Source organism: Sporosarcina sp. So3-204 (assembly GCF_058068165.1).
The window spans coordinates 2,746,048-2,765,180 of record NZ_CM176485.1 but is presented as its reverse complement, the minus strand read 5'-3'; the positions used below and the strand labels follow the sequence as shown (position 1 = coordinate 2,765,180).

Below are 19,133 nucleotides of genomic sequence, written 5' to 3'. Positions count from 1 at the left end.
TAGTTCTGGAAGTTTCTATATCCATTGGCGACGGTATTTCTTCATATTATCCCCATTAGACGTTCTTAGCTGATTCATGACCTGAATACGACATTTATTTATAGAGCGATTAATCAGTTGAACCAGATGGAATCGGTCAATGATAATTTTCGCCCGTGGAAATAATTCTTTAATCATACTTACATAACCCGCATTCATATCAATTGTTACGGTTTCCACATGTTGACGGTCAGTCAAATTGTAGTTCACAATAAAGTGATTCTTAATCGTAAGATTATCTCGTCTATCTAGGATATCCAATATGTCGCCTGATTCCGCATTTATATATTCGAAGGCCATTTCACTTTTTTTCTCTCTATATATAAAGGGAATTTATCTTACCCAGACCCTCCAGCTGCTTGAAGTGGGAAGCGGCTGAAGCCGTGCCCGCGGAAAGCGTCCGCTTGGAACGGAAACCAGCGGGTAGTAGGATTACCTTATCCAATATATTTATTAAAAAAGACGTTAGTGAAGATCCTCCTCATCACCCTTTAAAGGGATGGGGATTTTCTTTCACCAACGTCATTTATTGTACAACCGATTTTTGTAGGGGTTTTTTATTATTCAATCTCTACTTTATGCTGTCTGTATGGTAAATTAGATATATTGTTAGTTAAAGGAGAACCAATTTATGAGTGAATTTTTTGAACGAAAAAAAACGACATATGGTATTGAATTAAATGATGTACAGAAAAAAGCTGTATTGCAAACGGAAGGACCTTTATTACTGTTAGCGTGTCCTGGTTCTGGTAAAACGACGACGATGATTATGCGAATCGGTTATTTAATTGAAGAAAAAAAAGTTAATCCAAAAAAAATTAAAGCAATTACATTTAGTAGGGCTTCTGCACAAGATATGTTGGCACGATTTAAAAAGTTTTTCCCGGAAAGTGCGCTGGTTGATTTCTCGACGATTCATAGTTTGGCCTTTCAAATTACACGTTCTTATATGGAAAAAAGAGGGCTTACATATGAATTAATAGAAGGAGGCGGCAGTGGGAAACCATCTGTTAATAAATCATTTTTATTAAAAGGCATTTACAAAGAAGTTTTAAAAGACGAATGCACAGATGATGAACTTTCCACACTTTCGACTTTTATTAGTTCGATTAAAAATAAAATGTTACTTCCAGAAATGTGGGAGAAATTAAAAGGTCCAATTGACAAAGCAGGTTTAATTGCTAAGAAGTATGAGGCATATAAGTCTCGTCAAGAGGGACATTTACTGTTGGATTTCGATGATATGTTAACCATCGCAGAGGAGGCACTTAGAGTAGACGAGGCCCTTTGTGAACAGTATCGTAGCCGCTATGATTATTTGTTGACGGATGAAAGTCAAGATACTTCCTTTGTGCAGCATAAAATTGTTGAGCATTTGGCAAGCCATCATGGGAATCTCTGTGTTGTGGCTGATGATGATCAATCAATCTATACATGGCGAGGGGCGGAGCCGGATTATCTATTAAACTTTAAGCGCGTTTATCCAGATGCAGAAGTGATGCAAATGGAACGAAATTATCGTTCATCGAAAGAAATTGTAGAAGTCTCTGCTAAGTTTATTAAACGTAATAAGAAACGCTTTCCGAAGGAGATGTTTACAAAAAATCCTTCTGTAGAACAGGTTAAACTTAAGCAATTGGATGATCCGAAAAGACAGCTTGAGTATGTAACATATGAATTATTAAGTGAAAAGAAATTAGATGACGTCGCTATTTTATTCCGCAATAATGCATCTTCCACTTTGTATGTAAGTGAACTTCATCGTCGAGGAATACCATTTTATATGAAGGATGCTGATGATAAGTTTTTCACGCATTGGATTGTTGAGGATATTTTAAACTTTATGCGACTAAGCTTTAATAATGAGCGAAAAGATATTTTTGGCAAGATTTGCATGAAGATGAATTTGTTTATTTCTAGGGATATGTTGACAAAGTTTAATAATGCAACAACGACTGGTAATGTGTTTGATGCGTTCACGCGTTCAGTTGAATTAAGAGATAGTCAAATTAAAAATTTAGCAACTTATAAAAAGATTTATGATACCATTTCTGTTAAAAGACCGGCTGAAGTGATTCGACTTATTCGAAAAGAGCTTGGTTATGAAGCTGCTTTAAAAAGTCGATCTGAAAAGTTTGGATTTCGTTATGACCATTTAAACGGCATATTGGATACGCTGGAAGGCATTGCCGAACAATTGAAATCGATGGTGGAGTTTGCAACTCGTTTAAAAGAACTTGAAGAAGCGGTACAAAATGCTAAATTTAACCCATCGGATAATGCAGTTACTTTGTCCACTTTTCATAGTGCAAAAGGTCTTGAGTTTAGGCGTGTATTTATGATTGATCTTCAACAAGGCATTATTCCTTCTGAAGAGGATGAAGGCGATGAAGCGATGTTAGAAGAATCAAGACGGCTTTTTTATGTCGGAATGACACGTGCAAAAGAGCGTCTGGAACTACTTTCTTATCGACAAGATGAAGGGAAGAAGAAGGATGATTCTCGGTTTATCAATGAAGTGCGTAGTATTTTAATAAAACCGATAAAGAGTGAAAAAGAAACGAAATCAGTCGTTTCTAAAGTGAATGGCATTCCTGAAAATCCAAACGGTATTCAATTCAGTGAGGATTTGTCAGTTGGTATGTCTGTCATCCACCGTGTCTTTGGACAAGGTGAAATCATATCCTTTGAAGGGAAACGATTAACAATTCAATTTGCGAAAATGCAGAAAGAGTTGGACATAGATACTGTATTAAATTATCGGTTGTTGGAGTTGGTGCCGTGAAAAAAACCATATGGGTAGGGCTTGCGGGTGCGCTTGGTGCTATACTTCGAACGGTTATTGGAATTGCGGTGGGAACAAGTAGTTTTGGGTTTCCGATGGCGACCTTAATAGTAAATTTAGTAGGTACATTTTTTTTATGTTTTCTAGTAACAGGTGTGGTGAAATTGTTACACCGCAATGAAACAGTTGAAAAGGCTGTGATGACAGGATTTCTTGGTTCATTTACAACATTCTCCGCATTAAGCATGGAAACAGTGTTATTAATTGAAAACCAGCAAATAGGATTAGCAGTTTTGTATGTAAGCTTGAGTATTTTCGGTGGAGTTAGTGCTGGATTACTTGGCTTTGCACTCGGTAGAAAGCGGTTGAGCGTATGAGTTTACTTGAATTAATAATTATTGGATTTGGTGGTTTCATAGGTGCGGTAATTCGTTACTTACTGTCTTCAAAAATGAATGACTCACGGAATATGCCTGTTGGAACGCTAGTCGTTAATTTAGCGGGTGCATTCTTAATAGGTTTAATATTGGGAATGGAATTAACACGGGTTTGGACTTTATTTTATATATCTGGTCTGGCTGGCGCCTTGACAACTTTTTCTACGATGAATAAAGAAATTATACAATTATGGACTGTCTCGAAAAAAAATGCATTCTACTATATAGTGGCAACTTACTTTTTTGGACTGGCACTTACATCAATCGGCTATATCATTATGTCTACAAGGTAAAGGAATGGGTTTATGAAGAAAAAACAATCACGTATCGTTACATTACTCGCCGTAATCGCAGTTGCGGTTTATGCTTATTTTTCATTAGAAGAAGCACCTGATAATGAAAAATCATCTGGATATATACCTGTACAACTTGTTAAAACAATTGATGGTGACACAATTAAAATTATTTATGAAGGAAAGGAACAAAATCTACGTTATTTGCTCGTTGATACACCCGAAACAAATCATCCTCGACTTGGTAAACAACCTTTTGGAGAAAAAGCGAAAGAGCGTAATCGCGAGTTGTTGAATCAGGGTCAAGTAGAAATTGAATTTGATATTGGTGAGCGTACAGACAAATACGGCAGGCTTCTAGCTTATGTATATGTAGATGGTGAAAGTGTTCAGGAAAAATTAGTTGAGGAAGGATTGGCACGTGTTGGGTATATTTATCCTCCAAACACACGTCATTTGGATATTTTTGAAAAAGCACAGGAACGTGCCAAGAAATCGGGAATTGGAATTTGGACATTGGAGGATTATGTGACAGATCGAGGTTTTGTTGAGAAGCAGTAAGGTAATGGTATTTTAGTGGACTAGGATGGTATATCGTATGGTCTTAGTCCTTTTACGTGCGCGTTTTATTTCGCAAAGTAAATTACAGTACATCTTAAAGCAGATAACTCGTTTTGCACAATCAAATTAATTGAATTTATTAAGCATAAATTTAATTGAACCATAATAAAGTTGTCATAGTAGGGGATACTGACGAATTTATTATTGTTAGATGATTGATTATATTATTAGGGAAATTGGCGAGATCAAGGTTAGATATAAGAAGTTAGGAAAGCCTAGTCATGCCGATATTTTTTTTGTGAATGGGTGTTACGAAAGATTATATATGTAGCACATTGAACATATGATTGTTTAGGTTGGAGAGTAGGCTGTTTTGTATATCGACATATTTTTACGACTATAAGTGTTACGAAAATACTTAAACGTGTTATTTTGATGAAATCATAGTAGAATAATTTAGTTGAATGTTATACATTCAAAGAAAGCCTTGTAATATCACTGCGGCTATCGTCTAGACGTCAGAGGGATGAAGTAGATATGTCAGTAAGAATGGCATAATTATTACATTGCGAGCTGGTTGAATGTAAAGGTGGTTTTAAAATTGAAGAGAAAAAATATTTTCATTAAAAAAATGTCTAAAAAAATAATCGGATTCATTGTTGCAATGATGCTGTTATCCGTAGTTGTATTTTACTTTGCACGCCTAGCACCTGGAGATCCACTTCAATCATTTTACGGGGATGCTGTTGAATCAATGTCTTCGCAAGAATTGCAGGCAGCAAGAGAAAGATTAGGTCTTGATGCACCAATCCATGTTCAGTATGTTAAATGGGTTGCACATGCGTTTCAAGGAGATTTTGGAATATCGTTAAAATATAAACAACCTGTATTAGATGTTGTATCACCTTTAATTGGTAATACGTTAATCTTGGGTGGTATAGCATATATTTTAGTTTTTTTCCTTGCGATTTTACTAGCGGTAATTTGTGCAATAAGTGAGGATTCACTATTTGATCGCTTCATTTGTAAAGTAGGAACGGCAGCTTATTATATTCCCGCATTTTGGTTAGGTGTTGTTTTGGTTCTCATATTTAGTATTAACCTTAACTGGTTTCCGAGTAGTGGCGCATATGATTTTGGGAAATCACAGGACATTTTAAATCGCTCACAACATTTGGTTTTACCGCTAATCGTTATGGTTCTAAGTCATCTATGGTATTACGCTTATATGTTCCGCAACAAGCTTTTGGATGAATTTAGAAAAGATTATATCCTCTTGGCAAAAACAAAAGGTCTGAAAAAAATTGAAATTATATTGAAGCATTGTCTTCGCAATATATCACCAACAATCATTAGTATCATGGCCATTTCTACCCCTCATATATTAAGTGGAACTTATATAGCGGAGGCCGTGTTTAATTACCCTGGTATTGGTGCGTTATCAATTGAAAGCGCAAAATATCATGATTATAATCTATTACTACTTCTCGTTTTATTCACGGGTGCATTGGTCATTTTAAGCAGTATGATTGCGCAATCTATTAATGAAGTGATTGATCCGAGAATGAAGGAACAGGAGGCAGAGACATGGCGGAACGAAACGAAGAACAATTTGTAATGGTTCATGCAAATTATAAGTTGCATGAACCAAAGGAAAAGGCGCCAACCTTTTACGAGAAAATAAAAGGGAAGCCGATTATTTCTATGACTGTTCTGGCCGCTATTGTTTTATGTAGTATTTTTGCAGGATATTTATCTAATCATGATCCAAGTGGTTTCTATTTAAAGCATCTTAATGAAGCGCCAAATGCAGCTTTCTACTTCGGTACGGACTCATTGGGAAGAGATATTTATTCAATGATTTGGTACGGCGGTAGAGCATCTATCATGATTGGAATTCTGAGTATGGTCATTATAACAGTAATTGGCGTGACTTATGGCTGTATCAGCGGAATAGCAAATGCCAAAATTGACGCTGTTATGATGCGAGCAGTTGAGATTGTTAATAGTATTCCTTCATTATTACTCATATTACTGCTTGTATCTATTATGGGTAAGCAAGACGTATGGAAGATTTCTTTTGTAATAGGTGTGACTGGATGGTTTGCGTTAGCAAGAATTGTGCGGAGCGAGGTTAGACAGATACGAAATAATGAATACGTATTAGCAGCACGTTGCATGGGTGCTAAATTTCCACATTTAATGTTGAAACATTTAGTTCCAAACTTCGTATCGGCCATTCTATTCATAGTGATATCAAGTATTAGTACGAGTATGACAATGGAGTCTACTTTAAGTTTTCTCGGTTTGGGTCTCCCAGTTGATGTTATTTCATGGGGGAGTATGCTTTCTCTAGCAAATAGGGCGTTATTATCTAATACATGGTGGGTCATTATTATTCCTGGTTTAATTCTGGTCATTACATTACTCGTCATTACCAATATCGGAAATTATTTTAGAAAAGAAACAAACAGAAAGGCGAGTAATCTTTAAATACAGATTTCTGAGTCTAGGCTCTTTAAATAAAAATATTGGAGGAATTTATTGATGAATATGAAGAAAATCACGACTAAAAGTACAGCAATCTTACTTCTCGTTTTATTATGTATTAGCTTGAGTGCTTGTTTAGGGGGTAAAGAAGATAAAAACGAGACTAAAAAAGGCGACACAAAAACAACAAAAGAAACTGATACATCCAACACATTGGTATACGCAGGAGAAAGTGAAGATACGATTAATCCTATTCTCAACAATCATGATGAATTACCGGATATTATTTACTCTGGTCTTATGAAGTACGATGCAAACGGTCAGCCAATTAATGATTTAGCTGAAAGTGTTGAATACGACGAATCAACATTTACGTATACTTTTAAAATTAAAGAAGGCGTTAAGTGGCATGATGGCGAAAAATTTACGGCAGAAGATGTTGTTTTCACCTATGATACTTTGGCTAATGATGAAACATTGGCAGCTAGTATCACAAGTAATTATGAAGATATCAGCTCTGTGACAACTCCAGATGAGCATACAGTCATTATTCAGCTTTCCAAATACAATACCGCGATATTAAATTATTTTACAATGGGTATTCTTCCGAAGCACTTATTTGAAGGGGAAGACATTAATACAACATCTGTTAACCAACATCCAATAGGCACAGGTCGTTATAAATTCGTAGAATGGGATACTGCTGGTGGTATGATTATTCTTGAAAGAAACGATGATTATTATGATAAGGTTCCTACTATTGAAAGAATTATTTATAAAACAGTATCTGTTGAAAGTACGAAAGCAACGATGCTACAGTCTGGTGAAGCAGATCTAGCATGGTTGAATGCGAATTATGCTGAAAACTTCCGTGGCAATGATAAATTCATAAACTTTGACTATAAGACGGCAGATTATCGCGGCATGTCAATGGATTTCAAAACGGATTTTTGGAAAGTAAATAAAGATTCCATTGGCGTTCTCAACTATGCGATTAACAAGCAAGATATCGTAGACAGTGTGCTAAAAGGAAATGGATTTATTGCATATAGTCCGCTTCAATTAAACACATTTGCTGGAAATAAGGATGCAGATATATATCCTTATGATATAAATGAATTCGATAAGAAAATGACAGATCTTGGTTGGATTAAGAATTCAGAAGGTATTTATGAGCGAAATGGAGAAAAGTTCCACTTCACGATTCAAGTTCGTGACTACGAAGAAGAACGTGTAGATATTGCGAATATCGTTTCAAATATGTTAAAAGAAGTGGGCGTCGACATGGAAGTTGTACTTGTTACAAAGTTTGATTGGGATGCAGGCTATAATGGTTTCCTTTATGGTAACGCAGCGCAGTTCGATCCTGATATGACTTATGTAAGTTTTGTTACAGGTGCTAGTGGAAATACGATGAACTATTCAAATTCAAAAGTAGATGAGTTATTAAAGACTGGTAGGTATACTGCTGATGAGAATGAAAGAAAAAGTATTTATGGTCAGTTTGAAATAGCCTATGCAGAACAACCAGGAATTGTTTTAGTTGCTTATCTTGATGGGAATTATGTAGGTATTTCAGGACTTGAGGGTCTTGATACGAAAAGAGTTCTTGGTCACCATGCAGTTGGTGTCATGTGGAATATTGAAGATTGGAAGCTAAATAAATAACTATAATAAAGTAAAATATCACCAGGCGTACAAGTGAAAACCTGATGACTTCTTAAACTAAAGTGGGGTAAAGTTAATGGAAATGGAACCGATTTTAGAACTGAAAAATTTATCTATAAGTTTTGAGACTTCTAAAGGTGAGGTTGAAGCTGTCAGAAACGTAAATTTAACACTTCAAAAAGGTGAAATTTTGGCTCTTGTAGGCGAATCTGGATGTGGAAAAACTGTCCTGAGTCAATCCGTTTTAAAGTTACTACCAAAAACGTCTAGGATTAAAAGCGGGGAAATTATTCTTGAAGGTGAAGCTATTACAAATTACAAAGAGAAGAAAATGCGCAATCTAAGGGGTTCAGTTTTGTCGATGGTGTTTCAAGACCCAATGACGACATTGAATCCAACGATTCCAATTGGAAAACAAATTACAGAATCTATTCTAAAACATAATAAAGTTAGTAAAGAAGAAGCTAAGAGAAGAGCAATTGAAATGTTGGATTTAGTAGGTATTGATGATGCTATTTACAGATTTGATTTGCAGCCCCATTTTTTCTCTGGTGGTATGAGACAAAGATGTGTGTTAGCGATTGCGTTGGCATCAAATCCTAAAGTGCTATTTGCTGATGAGCCTACAACTTCACTCGATGTAACTGTACAAGCGAAAATATTGGATCTGCTTTTGGCTATTAGAGATAAGACTGGTATATCTATTGTGTTGATATCTCATGATTTAGGCGTTGTTGCGCGTATTGCGGACCGCGTCGCAGTTATGTATGCTGGAAAAATCGTTGAAATTGGAACTGCTGAAGAAGTGTTTTATGACCCACGTCATCCTTATACATGGGGGTTACTTGGCGCCTTGCCTTCTAATACAAAAGAGGGGGAGAGTCTCATAAGCATACCGGGGATGCCGCCTGTTATGTTAGATCCTCCACCGGGTGATGCCTTTGCTGTTAGAAATGAATACGCTTTGAAAGTTGATTATGAAGAGATGCCTCCCATGTTTCAAATTAGCCCAACCCATTTTGCCGCAACTTGGCTTCTTGACGAAAGGGCGCCAGCTGTGGAAAGACCCACTTTTCTAAAAAGGAGGTAATAAATAATTGAACTCGAATACAATTCTGGATGTGCGGCATTTAAAACAGGAATTTTTTATTAATAAAGATTTAACAATTAAGGCTGTTGACGATGTTAGTTTCACGATTGAAAAGGGAAAAGTATTTGGATTAGTAGGCGAAACTGGTTCTGGTAAATCAACGATAGCAAGAACAATTATGGGGATTTATTCGCCTTCTGAAGGAGAAGTGCATTTTAAAGGAAATATGATTTCAAATAAAAAGATATTTCAAGAAAATAAAAAAGATATTCAAATGAATGTCCAATTTATATTTCAGGATTCCGCTGCGGCACTAAATCCAAGAATGACAGTAGAACAAATAATTGCTGAACCGTTAAAAATCCACCGACTCATAAAAGGAAAAAAAGAATTGGTAAAAAGAATAGATAGCTTACTTTCACAAGTTGGTCTTGATAGTAGTTTTAAATCAAAGTATCCTGATGAAATTTCTGGAGGACAACGCCAACGTGTGGCGATAGCTAGATGTATTGGCATGAGACCAGATTTGATAATCGCAGATGAACCTATCGCTTCACTAGATATTTCCATTCAGGCACAAATTATTACGCTGTTTCAAGAGTTACAAATGAAATACGGATTTACTTTTCTTTTTATAGCGCATGATCTATCAATTATTCGTTTTATCAGCGATAAAGTCGGTGTTATGCTTCATGGTAAATTAGTGGAAATGGCCCCGACAAAAGAATTGTATGAATTTCCACTTCATCCATATACAAAGGCACTTTTATCAGCAGTTCCCGTACCAGACCCGATTTATGAGAGGAATAAAAAGATATTGTCCTATGCTTCAACTGAATTACCAACAGATGGTAAAATGGTTGAGGTGTCTCCTGAACACTTTGTTTATCAATCAATATCTGATAGTAAGTTTTAACTAAACGGAGTATGATTAGGTCTATAATCAAAAAGGCTTTTTATGATATTAGAATCTAGATAAATTGAAGGTGGTTTAAGTATGGATGATTCAACTTTGAAACGATTTGGTGTTTCGATGGACGGGAATTTACTTAAAAAGTTTAATCATTATGTTAAACTTAGAGGCTATGAAAATCGCTCAGAAGCAATAAGGGATCTTGTCCGAGAAGCGATAATAAAACAATCCTGGGAAGATAATGAACAAATGATAGCTGGCAGTATTCTTTTGTTCTATGATCATCATCAACGAAACTTACTCGAGGAAATGTCGAATATTCAGCATGGCGTGCATGATATAATACTTGCTACAACTCATCTTCATCTGAATCATAATAGTTGTCTTGAGCTGATTATTGTAAAAGGTAAAGCAAAAGATATTCAAGAGTTAAGTCACAAGCTTACAAGCTTAAAAGGCGTATCATATGGTAATTTTACAGTTGCTCCAGTAGAGCAAATTTGACCATGCTAATTACTTGCTTAGTATTTTTAATTATGTTAAAATAATGGAACGCCAAAAAACGAATGAGTGATAATAATGATTAAAAACCTAAATCGAACTAAATATAATTTTGCAAAACGAAAACCCTTGACTGGAACCAGTCAAGGGTTTTTGTTGTCTGAGGGAAAGATTATTTTGGGAGGTGGTAGAATATGAAGCAAGTTCATCATACAAGTAAAGCTATTTTTGCAGTTTGGATCAGTTTGATTAGTAATATTGTGCTTACGGTTTTAAAAATTATTGTCGGTACACTTTTTAACAGTCCGGTTCTTTTAGCAGATGGATATCATAACGCTGGCGATGTTATTGCATCCGGGGCAGCACTCACATCAATGCGTATTTCAAAAAGGCCTGCCGATGAAGATCATCCTTATGGTCATGGGAAAGCTGAAGTGATTAGTTCCGCAATTGTAGCAATGATTTTGGGCTTAGCCGCTATATATATCGCTTATGAATCAATATCTGCATTTTTCGAAACGCCAGTAAAAGCGAGTTTTCTTGCATTTTTGACAGCAATTCTTTCTATGGCTTGGAAGCAGGGATTGTATATATACACCATTCGAATCGGTAAAAAGGAGAATAGTAAAGGGTTAATTGCGACAGCTTATGATCATTTAGCTGACGTCTATGCTTCACTTGCTGCAGTTATAGGGATAGGACTTGCTCTTTTAGGAGATATTTATCACATATCTTACCTCGCTTACGGTGATCCAATCGCGGGAATCATTGTTACGATATTGGTATTTAAACTTGCTATTCATATTGGGAGAGAATCGATTGATACATTGATGGAGAAAAGTGTTAGTCCGAAAAGGTTAAAAGAATTTACTAATCTTATCCTATCCGTGCCAGAAGTAAAGCGAATTGATCGTTTACGTGCAAGAGAACACGGGCACTATGTATTAATTGATTTGCGAATTGGCATAGCAGGAGAATTGTCCATACAAGAGGGGCATGACATTCTGAAAGTTATAAAGCAAACTATTATGATAGACCACCCTGATGTAGATGAGGTGCTTATTCACATAAATCCGTGGTATGAAGAGGACTGAAAAAAATATAGTGAAAATCCATCAAAAAAGCCTCCCACTTAACAGTTGCTAAAAGGGAGGAGGAAAGTAATTATTTTAAATTAAATTGTTCTTTGTAATTTGTTTCTTCTTTTAACGCTCTTTCTTCTGTAGGAATTCGCACTGATAGCATCCAGATATTGAGTAATGTAAAAATGATTGCGGTAAAATATGCATTAAATAAGAGCGGAAGAACGAGAAGTTCAATTGTGACAATTAAATAATTAGGGTGGCGAATAAATCGATAAGGTCCTTTCATTACAACGTCTGCACCGGGTAGTATAAGTATTTTTGTATTCCAAAAATTACCGAGAGAGACTAGACACCATACGCGTAAAAATTGTGCGATTATAAATAGTGTTAATAAAGCGAGCCAATAAGATGAAAGAGGCTGATTGGCTATCGTCACTTCGATGAGTAATGAAATGAAAAATGACATATGCATGAGAACCATGAACGGATAATGCCGGGCGCCTACTTCATATGCACCTTGACCGCGCATCCATGATTCATTTCTTTTCGCGATAATTAATTCGACTAGACGTTGAATAATGACGATAATAAAAATTAGTGTAAACATCATTAATCATCCCATCTTAATAAAAGGAGTTCACCGCAAAATCCTGGTCCAAGAGCTGCCATTAAACCGTATTCCCCCTTAGCGGGCGCCTGCTTAATAAATTCTTCTAAGACATAAAGAACTGTCGGTGAAGACATATTGCCATTCTCCCTTAAAATTTTCCTCGAGTAATCAGTTTTAATTGAATCGAAATTCAGTGAAGTTTCGTAGGCCTCTAATATTTTCTTTCCTCCAGGATGGGCAACGAAATTTGTCATCTCCTCTGTTGTCAATCCATTTCGATCTAAAAATGAATGAACGAAAGGTCCAAGCCACGTTGAAATGATTCCTGGAATACTTTTTGAGAATACAACGTGAAGACCGCTATTTTTCACATCCCAGCCCATTACATCTTCAGAATCAGGCATGAATTTTGAAGCGGTAGAAAGGATAGATGGCATCGGTTTTACTGCCGATACAACTGATTCGTCCCCGACAACTAAAGCACAGGCTACCCCGTCTGAAAACAGGGAAGTACCGACAAGATTACTTTTTGTATAATCTTCTTTTTGGAAAGTTAGACTGCATAATTCAATCGACAGAACGAGAACATTGGCTGTAGGATATGCAAGGCAATAATCATGTGCTCTACTTATTCCAACAGCACCCCCAGCGCAGCCGAGTCCCCAAATTGGAATGCGTTTTGTATCTTCACGAAAAGGTAGTAAATTCATAATTCGCGCTTCAATACTAGGCGTTGCAATACCGCTACTTGAAATATAAAAAATCGCATCAATTTTAGATGCATCGAGGGGTTGCTCAAGCATATCTCGTCCTTCAAGACATTTTTGCACGGCTCGTTCTCCTAGCGCGACAGCATGTTTAAGATATAAGTTATTACGTTCTTCGAAATCATGTTCTTTTTCAAACCATTCAAGTGGCATGCATAGATTGCGAGTCTGAATATCCCCGTTTTCGAAGACCTTCAATAAACGCTCAATGTTATCAAACTTTGTTTTAAATAGTGCTCTTGTTAAATTGACCGCTTGTTGCTGTTTAATTTCATGAGGTGGTTTAATTGAAGTGACAGATATTATTTTTGGCATGGCTACCTCCCTAATTTTAACATTTAATTCCCTATAAATAAAAAAGTAAACTATATTTTATGAGCGTAAGTACTGAGATCCTTGTATAGCTTGTGTAAACTGAAAGTATTAGATAAACGATAATAGGAGGATTGACAATGAAAATAATACCTACACCTTACAAACTTGATCAGAAAAGTAAACACATCGAAAAAGTAATTTCGCTTCAAAATGCAAACATTGTTAATATACAATTGAAAAAAGGTGAATCAATTGCTGAACATGATTCTAAGAAAGATGTGATGATTATTGTGAAAAGCGGTGCAGTAACTTTTAATGTTGAAGGAATAGATGCACTTGTCACAAAAGATAATACCTTATATATTTCCCCATTTGAAAAACATAGCTTGATTGCAGCTGAAGATGCAGACATCCTCGTATTCCAGATTATGCCCTAACCTATTAAAATATGAAAAGCCTGCAATCAGTTTGCAGGCTTTTAGTGTTTTTACTTATTTTTTTTTACTGTTTCACATAATTTTTTTAAGCTTTCGATAAACTTTAAATTATTTTCCTTTAAGCGTTTTTTGGGCCCCTTTAAACGTCCGCCACCCATACGGATTTTCTGAGCGGTATGTCTAGCGTACAAGAGTTGGTCGATATTATCATTGGTATACCAACGGCCATTTTGATCAATTGGATGTCCTTGTTTAGCGATGACCATTGCAGCTAAACCATAATCTTGTGTGACAACGATATCCTCTTTTTTTACGCGATTAACGAGCACGAAATCGACTGCATCAGCACCTTTTGAAACAATTATCGTTTCAGCACCTTCCCGATGCATTTCATGTGCAGTGTCGCAAATTAAAATACACTTGAATCCATATTGTTTGGCAATCACAATGGTTTCTTTTACAACAGGACATGCATCCGCATCAATTAGAATTGTTGGCAATTAAGAGCCTCCTCTAGCTATATCTAATTTGAGTATACCAAACTTTTCCCATTGTTGTTCTCGTTGAAAGTTACCTTCAAATATGAGATAATTAATATTCCCCAACGACTAATCCACGCAAAAACCTTACTTGTAATTAATCCCCAATACTATAATAGGAGATGAACTTATGGAAGTATTATTGCAAAAGATATTTGAAGAATTAAAAGGTGTTAAAACAGATATACAGGAAATGAAAACAGATATACAAGAAATGAAAATAGATATACAAGAAATGAAAATAGATATACAAGAAGTAAAAACAGATATACAAGAATTGAAGATAGATGTACATGAACTTAAAGTAGACATGATTGTTGTGAAGTCAGATATCGCAACAATGAAAGGTGAAATTAATACGATTCAGGAGACAATGGCAACGAAAGAAGACATTGCAATTTTACCAATGATCCAACAAGCTGTTTTAGAAAGTGCTGACAGAATTACTGTAGTAAAAGAAACATTAATAAATACAAATAAAGATGCAGTGCTATTAAAAGAGAATGTAGATGGCTTAATAGTAGGTCAAGTTGAACAAACGAAATTATTAAGAAGACAGGCTAATACACTTGATGTATTGAAAGTAAAGTCTTTTGATAATGAATTACTATTAAAGCAAGTTGAAATTGAAGTATTTGACATGTAATTTTAAAGATAAGAATAAGCATTTTTAAGACAGTATATTAGTTTGAATAAGTTGAAGGCTTTTACTAATTCGGGAAGTTCGAAGAGGTGATAGCCTTCTTTTATTTTGGTTGATAATCGTGTTTTTTATTCGGAAAATCAGTCAGATTTAAAATAAGGTTAATTTGAATTACAATTTAAGAATAAATAATTTATTAGAACAGAAAAATAAATAAAAAATATGTTGAGTAGAAATAATGAGAGAAGTGATTATAGTATGGATAATGCTTATTTTGTTGGATGGGGTACAATTACTTTAATTAATTCAGGTTTGGCAGAAGTTTAAAATAGAAGTGGGTTAAATTGGTTTCTTTTTTCTTTGATTCTCGGCTCTTTTGCGACATTGCTTATCGTCGTTTTAAATAGCAGATAATAATGCTAAGTGTTACACTATCAGTAGTTTAACTAAATGGAGGAATCAGTCAATGTCTAAAGAAGTGGAAATTATATTTGAAAGCAATCCATTAGTTTCTGAAAATGAAACTGTAAAAGAATTTGTTAAAAATGGTCCAACAGGAAACTTTTCAATTTTACTTAATGATAAACATTATGTAATCATTAAAGAAGATGATAAAGGAGTCCATACTTTGGAACAGGTTCGCGCAACTGCTGGAAATATCGCACGTGAATTAAGTGCTCGAAAAGCAACTTCTGCACAGATTAAAGCAGTTGTACTAACTTCAGGGTTCAAAGACTTAGAAAAAAATGCTGTAGTCACGGCTTTTGTAGAAGGTTGGGAATTAGGAGCTTATCAATTTTTAAAATATAAGTCGAGTGTTCAGCCTTTTTATACGACCTTAGAGGTGAGTGGGACAGATGCAGCCGCCGCTGTCACTGAAGGAAAGATTCGCGCGGAAGCAACATCCTTTTCACGAGATTTAATGAATGAAGTATCAAATGTATTAAATCCAGAGACTTTTCCTGAAATCCTAATTGAAAACTTCAAAGGCACAGATGTAGAGGTAAATGTGTTAGATAAGGAAAAAATTGAACAGTTAGATATGCAGGGTGTTCTTACAGTTGGACGAGGCAGTACATATAAACCTTCGTTTGTTGAACTTGTTTATAAAGGTGATGACACGAAGCCACTAATCGCACTTGTTGGAAAAGGCGTTACATTTGATACGGGTGGTATCAGTTTAAAAGATGGTAAAGATTTAAGCGATATGCGTATGGATATGGGCGGTGCTGCAGCTGTTTCAGGTGCACTAACATTGCTTGCAAAAACGAAAGCAAAAGTAAACGTCGTTGGTTTAATTCCAATCGTAGAAAACATGCCTGACAATACAGCAGTTTTACCAGGAGAAGTTATTCATTACAAAAATGGATTAACTGTTCAGGTTGGTAATACTGATGCAGAAGGGCGCCTGATTTTAGCGGACGGATTAATTCGTGCTGGAGAATGGAAAGCAGAATATATTGTAGATATTGCCACTCTAACGGGTTCGATTATGGCTGCACTAGGTACTGAAATAGGGGGCGTGTTTGGAGACGAAGCTCTAAGTACAGAAATGAAAAAACTTGGCGATCAAAATGGTGATTTCATTTGGCCAATGCCGCTAATTGACGCATACGAAAGCTCATTAGATAGTGCTTATGCGGATATGAATAATATTAGTTCATTGGATGGTGCGGGGTCAATCACTGCAGGATTATTCCTTCGTAGATTTGTACCTAAAGAGAGTAAATGGTTACATGTTGATATGGCCGGTGTTATGGATAAAACTGCAGCTGAGGGCTATTATACAAAATCTGCAACAGGTTACGGTGCGCGATTACTTGCGGATTTTGCAACCCATATTTCAAAGTAATTTGTTATTAACATAAAAAAAGTAAAAGTGCTATAACCCATGTGGATTATAGCACTTTTTCTATAATTAATTTTTAGTGAAAACCTTTTTAAATCTTTTCTTGAAACGATCGCGGTCTATGTGGGATAAGTGAGATGCGGTTATTTTCATATCTTTTCCGTTTTGTAGACTTAATAAGAATTGATTTCCAACTAGTCGAATACTTTTAATATCGACAGTGTTAATTACTTTCCTTGGCAATACTAAACCTTTATGTAGGGAAAGTGTAGAATCAGTTATAAGTAAGTAGTCTGTTGTTTTTAGCTTAAAATAATAGTAAGCTAGACGGAAATTAATAAAAATAGTAATAATAATAAACGGTCCAATGATTGAACCAAATGCTCTTAGATAGCTATTAAATAAAAATAATACAATTACTGCGTTGGCTAGTCCAACAACAAGCCAGATTATCCCGGAAACTTTCCATAATGGATTTTCCGCATATTTAAATTCCAGTCTAATCTCTCCCTAAAACCAATTATTCACAAACCACAACTTGTCTAATAAACAATCCTTTTTTCGCTTCACAACGGTCTACAATCATAAAGCCAACTTCTTCAATCATATGATCAATCGTATCAATCGTTACGATGATAACGCGATCTGCAATTCTACGCGCATTTTTCACTATATCTAGCTGATCTTCGGGTGTGGCGTCAGAGAAAATATTGTAAGGCATATCAATAATAGCCACATCATAGTGCTCTTCAACTTCAGCAATCGGACCTTTACATACATCGCCTTCAAAACCGAAATGTTTAATATTAACTCGAGCAGGTTGAATGACAAGTGGATTTATGTCACGACCGACAATATCAATGCCCATAGAAAGTGCTTCTACCAATACGTTCCCGATTCCACAGCAAGGATCAATGACTTTCAAACCCAATGGATTGGGTACCGCAATATTAGCCACGGCTCTTGCGACACGTGTACTGAGTGCGGTTGAATAACTATGCGGTTTGTTCTGGTGTCGAAACCAAATTGATTCACTCTCAGATAAATCACCAAAAAACCATTTATCCTCATAAAAAAGTAGGCCTAAAACACGTTCGGGTTCCAATAAATCGGGTATCCCGTCAATCTTATAAGCGATTTCAAGTTCAAGTTTACGTCGTTTCTTAAAGCCAATCTTCGCTGTCACACCTAAATCCATTGTATTTAAAGAAGCAACTTTAAATGTCGTGCCACTCACATCTAAATGTTCAACAAGCTTACAAATGTCTTCCCAACTATCTGCTTCGTATAAGACATCGAGACGCTCTTTCATAAAAGGACTGCGACTCGGATGTACTAATACGGTGCTTTGCACAATATTTTCCGTTGAATGAAAACCGAAGAATGAACGCATTTCCAAACGACATAAATCGAACTCGTCGGTATGACGTACATAGGTGTAAATATGTGTCTGTTGAGTGATTTCAACGTTCATTCGACGTCCTCAACTGTAGTAACAAGTGTAAAGATAAAGCGGTAAACAAGTTGCAACGCCTCTAAAATTGTCATGTCTTCATTAAAGCCATCTGCATAACTTAGGGCGAAATTAAAGTCCCATAAGCCGTCCTTCATTGAGAAGGCAATGCTATATTTTCCTTCATCGCCAGTTAAATTTGCTTCTAAATAGGATTTCATAGCTTCTTCATATTTCTTTTGTAATTTTAATCCAAGCATCGCAGTATAAGTACCAAACACATCGTCGAGTTCCAAAGAAATTGCGTCGACTCCGATCATGTCTAAAGAAGCAGCTTCAACATAAATAAATTCACGTGGATACTTTTTCAAGTGATTGATTTTATCTTCAAATAACTTTGGTGTCTCAACTAAAATAAGTGCGACTGTATCCTTTTCAGTACGTTCAATATATGCATCATCAAAAAGATCAGCTGATGATTTTAAAGTAACTTCTAAACCTTCTGGAATTAAATTATGTTGCTCTGAAAAAACTAACTCTTCTTTAAATAAAGAAACCTTTTCACTATCTGTCTTTAAGGCTTCTTCTATATACTTTTCTAATCTTTTTTTAATCAAAATATCCAACTCCTCTTCCTATAACAGTATAGCCCATATGT

At 35.7% G+C, this 19,133-nt stretch carries 20 protein-coding genes; 14 read left to right on the top strand and 6 right to left on the bottom strand.

Annotated elements, in window-relative coordinates; translation table 11 throughout:
• Window positions 1–15: 15 nt before the first annotated feature.
• Window positions 16–339 carry a transposase gene (locus AC3RV6_RS13550; protein WP_489746561.1) on the bottom strand — a complete coding sequence of 108 codons (324 nt, stop codon included), beginning with the start codon at window positions 337–339 and terminating at the stop codon, window positions 16–18.
• 331 nt (window positions 340–670) lie between these two features.
• Here AC3RV6_RS13550 and AC3RV6_RS13545 point away from each other — a divergent pair, with 331 nt between their 5' ends.
• From AC3RV6_RS13545 to AC3RV6_RS13495, 11 genes are all read left to right on the top strand, one after another.
• Window positions 671–2,824 carry an ATP-dependent helicase gene (locus AC3RV6_RS13545; RefSeq protein WP_489746560.1) on the top strand — a complete coding sequence of 718 codons (2,154 nt, stop codon included), beginning with the start codon at window positions 671–673 and terminating at the stop codon, window positions 2,822–2,824.
• Entirely contained in the window at window positions 2,821–3,201 is a 381-nt protein-coding gene (locus AC3RV6_RS13540; protein WP_489746559.1) for a fluoride efflux transporter FluC, read from the top strand. The genes AC3RV6_RS13545 and AC3RV6_RS13540 overlap by 4 nt, the downstream gene beginning before the upstream one ends.
• Complete coding sequence (locus AC3RV6_RS13535; RefSeq protein WP_489746558.1) at window positions 3,198–3,554, top strand: fluoride efflux transporter FluC; 357 nt, start codon at window positions 3,198–3,200, stop codon at window positions 3,552–3,554. The genes AC3RV6_RS13540 and AC3RV6_RS13535 overlap by 4 nt, the downstream gene beginning before the upstream one ends.
• 12 nt (window positions 3,555–3,566) lie before the next feature.
• Window positions 3,567–4,115, top strand: a complete 549-nt coding sequence (locus AC3RV6_RS13530) for a thermonuclease family protein (RefSeq protein ID WP_489746557.1) — start codon at window positions 3,567–3,569, stop codon at window positions 4,113–4,115.
• 601 nt (window positions 4,116–4,716) lie between these two features.
• Window positions 4,717–5,733: an ABC transporter permease gene (locus AC3RV6_RS13525; protein ID WP_489746556.1), complete on the top strand. Its 1,017-nt coding sequence runs from the start codon at window positions 4,717–4,719 to the stop codon at window positions 5,731–5,733.
• Entirely contained in the window at window positions 5,703–6,608 is a 906-nt protein-coding gene (locus tag AC3RV6_RS13520) for an ABC transporter permease (RefSeq protein WP_489746555.1), read from the top strand. Before AC3RV6_RS13525 ends, AC3RV6_RS13520 begins: the two co-directional genes overlap by 31 nt.
• 54 nt (window positions 6,609–6,662) lie before the next feature.
• Window positions 6,663–8,273, top strand: coding sequence for an ABC transporter substrate-binding protein (locus AC3RV6_RS13515; RefSeq protein WP_489746554.1), 1,611 nt, complete (start codon window positions 6,663–6,665; stop codon window positions 8,271–8,273).
• A gap of 82 nt (window positions 8,274–8,355) precedes the next feature.
• The gene (locus AC3RV6_RS13510) at window positions 8,356–9,363 is read left to right on the top strand and encodes an ABC transporter ATP-binding protein (RefSeq protein WP_489749259.1); all 1,008 of its coding nucleotides are present in this window, start codon (window positions 8,356–8,358) and stop codon (window positions 9,361–9,363) included.
• 7 nt (window positions 9,364–9,370) lie between these two features.
• The gene (locus tag AC3RV6_RS13505) at window positions 9,371–10,279 is read left to right on the top strand and encodes an ATP-binding cassette domain-containing protein (protein WP_489746553.1); all 909 of its coding nucleotides are present in this window, start codon (window positions 9,371–9,373) and stop codon (window positions 10,277–10,279) included.
• Between the two features lie 81 nt (window positions 10,280–10,360).
• The gene (nikR, locus tag AC3RV6_RS13500) at window positions 10,361–10,780 is read left to right on the top strand and encodes a nickel-responsive transcriptional regulator NikR (RefSeq protein ID WP_489746552.1); all 420 of its coding nucleotides are present in this window, start codon (window positions 10,361–10,363) and stop codon (window positions 10,778–10,780) included.
• Window positions 10,781–10,971: 191 nt separating this feature from the next.
• Window positions 10,972–11,871 carry a cation diffusion facilitator family transporter gene (locus AC3RV6_RS13495; RefSeq protein ID WP_489746551.1) on the top strand — a complete coding sequence of 300 codons (900 nt, stop codon included), beginning with the start codon at window positions 10,972–10,974 and terminating at the stop codon, window positions 11,869–11,871.
• 70 nt (window positions 11,872–11,941) lie between these two features.
• Here the strand turns inward: AC3RV6_RS13495 and AC3RV6_RS13490 are convergent, their stop codons facing one another.
• Entirely contained in the window at window positions 11,942–12,472 is a 531-nt protein-coding gene (locus AC3RV6_RS13490; protein ID WP_489746550.1) for an isoprenylcysteine carboxyl methyltransferase family protein, read from the bottom strand.
• A complete protein-coding gene (locus AC3RV6_RS13485) occupies window positions 12,472–13,554 on the bottom strand; it encodes a type III polyketide synthase (RefSeq protein WP_489746549.1) in 1,083 nt (360 codons plus the stop codon). The genes AC3RV6_RS13490 and AC3RV6_RS13485 overlap by 1 nt, the downstream gene beginning before the upstream one ends.
• A gap of 137 nt (window positions 13,555–13,691) precedes the next feature.
• On the opposite strand from AC3RV6_RS13485, the gene AC3RV6_RS13480 reads away from it, so the two are divergent.
• A complete protein-coding gene (locus tag AC3RV6_RS13480; protein ID WP_489746548.1) occupies window positions 13,692–13,991 on the top strand; it encodes a cupin domain-containing protein in 300 nt (99 codons plus the stop codon).
• 50 nt (window positions 13,992–14,041) lie between these two features.
• Here the strand turns inward: AC3RV6_RS13480 and AC3RV6_RS13475 are convergent, their stop codons facing one another.
• Window positions 14,042–14,491, bottom strand: a complete 450-nt coding sequence (locus AC3RV6_RS13475; RefSeq protein WP_489746547.1) for a YaiI/YqxD family protein — start codon at window positions 14,489–14,491, stop codon at window positions 14,042–14,044.
• Window positions 14,492–14,660: 169 nt separating this feature from the next.
• On the opposite strand from AC3RV6_RS13475, the gene AC3RV6_RS13470 reads away from it, so the two are divergent.
• Both AC3RV6_RS13470 and AC3RV6_RS13465 read left to right on the top strand, forming a co-directional pair.
• Window positions 14,661–15,176, top strand: coding sequence for a hypothetical protein (locus AC3RV6_RS13470; protein WP_489746546.1), 516 nt, complete (start codon window positions 14,661–14,663; stop codon window positions 15,174–15,176).
• 463 nt (window positions 15,177–15,639) lie between these two features.
• The gene (locus AC3RV6_RS13465) at window positions 15,640–17,025 is read left to right on the top strand and encodes a leucyl aminopeptidase family protein (protein WP_489746545.1); all 1,386 of its coding nucleotides are present in this window, start codon (window positions 15,640–15,642) and stop codon (window positions 17,023–17,025) included.
• Window positions 17,026–17,542: 517 nt separating this feature from the next.
• On the opposite strand, the gene AC3RV6_RS13460 is transcribed toward AC3RV6_RS13465, so the two are convergent.
• Together AC3RV6_RS13460 and AC3RV6_RS13455 are read right to left on the bottom strand one after the other, a co-directional pair.
• On the bottom strand, window positions 17,543–18,496 hold the full coding sequence (locus tag AC3RV6_RS13460) for a TRM11 family SAM-dependent methyltransferase (protein ID WP_489746544.1): 954 nt from the start codon (window positions 18,494–18,496) through the stop codon (window positions 17,543–17,545).
• Window positions 18,493–19,092, bottom strand: a complete 600-nt coding sequence (locus tag AC3RV6_RS13455; protein WP_489746543.1) for a branched-chain amino acid aminotransferase — start codon at window positions 19,090–19,092, stop codon at window positions 18,493–18,495. Before AC3RV6_RS13455 ends, AC3RV6_RS13460 begins: the two co-directional genes overlap by 4 nt.
• Between the last annotated feature and the right edge of the window lie 41 nt (window positions 19,093–19,133).

Excerpts from the sequence above, each read along its gene's own strand:
- AC3RV6_RS13550 (WP_489746561.1), bottom strand. The coding sequence starts at position 339 with ATGGCCTTCGAATATATAAATGCGGAATCAGGCGACATATTGGATATC.
- AC3RV6_RS13545 (WP_489746560.1), top strand. The coding sequence starts at position 671 with ATGAGTGAATTTTTTGAACGAAAAAAAACGACATATGGTATTGAATTA.
- AC3RV6_RS13535 (WP_489746558.1), top strand. The coding sequence starts at position 3,198 with ATGAGTTTACTTGAATTAATAATTATTGGATTTGGTGGTTTCATAGGT.
- AC3RV6_RS13530 (WP_489746557.1), top strand. The coding sequence starts at position 3,567 with ATGAAGAAAAAACAATCACGTATCGTTACATTACTCGCCGTAATCGCA.
- AC3RV6_RS13520 (WP_489746555.1), top strand. The coding sequence starts at position 5,703 with ATGGCGGAACGAAACGAAGAACAATTTGTAATGGTTCATGCAAATTAT.
- AC3RV6_RS13515 (WP_489746554.1), top strand. The coding sequence starts at position 6,663 with ATGAATATGAAGAAAATCACGACTAAAAGTACAGCAATCTTACTTCTC.
- AC3RV6_RS13510 (WP_489749259.1), top strand. The coding sequence starts at position 8,356 with ATGGAACCGATTTTAGAACTGAAAAATTTATCTATAAGTTTTGAGACT.
- nikR (WP_489746552.1), top strand. The coding sequence starts at position 10,361 with ATGGATGATTCAACTTTGAAACGATTTGGTGTTTCGATGGACGGGAAT.
- AC3RV6_RS13495 (WP_489746551.1), top strand. The coding sequence starts at position 10,972 with ATGAAGCAAGTTCATCATACAAGTAAAGCTATTTTTGCAGTTTGGATC.
- AC3RV6_RS13490 (WP_489746550.1), bottom strand. The coding sequence starts at position 12,472 with ATGATGTTTACACTAATTTTTATTATCGTCATTATTCAACGTCTAGTC.
- AC3RV6_RS13485 (WP_489746549.1), bottom strand. The coding sequence starts at position 13,554 with ATGCCAAAAATAATATCTGTCACTTCAATTAAACCACCTCATGAAATT.
- AC3RV6_RS13480 (WP_489746548.1), top strand. The coding sequence starts at position 13,692 with ATGAAAATAATACCTACACCTTACAAACTTGATCAGAAAAGTAAACAC.
- AC3RV6_RS13470 (WP_489746546.1), top strand. The coding sequence starts at position 14,661 with ATGGAAGTATTATTGCAAAAGATATTTGAAGAATTAAAAGGTGTTAAA.
- AC3RV6_RS13465 (WP_489746545.1), top strand. The coding sequence starts at position 15,640 with ATGTCTAAAGAAGTGGAAATTATATTTGAAAGCAATCCATTAGTTTCT.
- AC3RV6_RS13460 (WP_489746544.1), bottom strand. The coding sequence starts at position 18,496 with ATGAACGTTGAAATCACTCAACAGACACATATTTACACCTATGTACGT.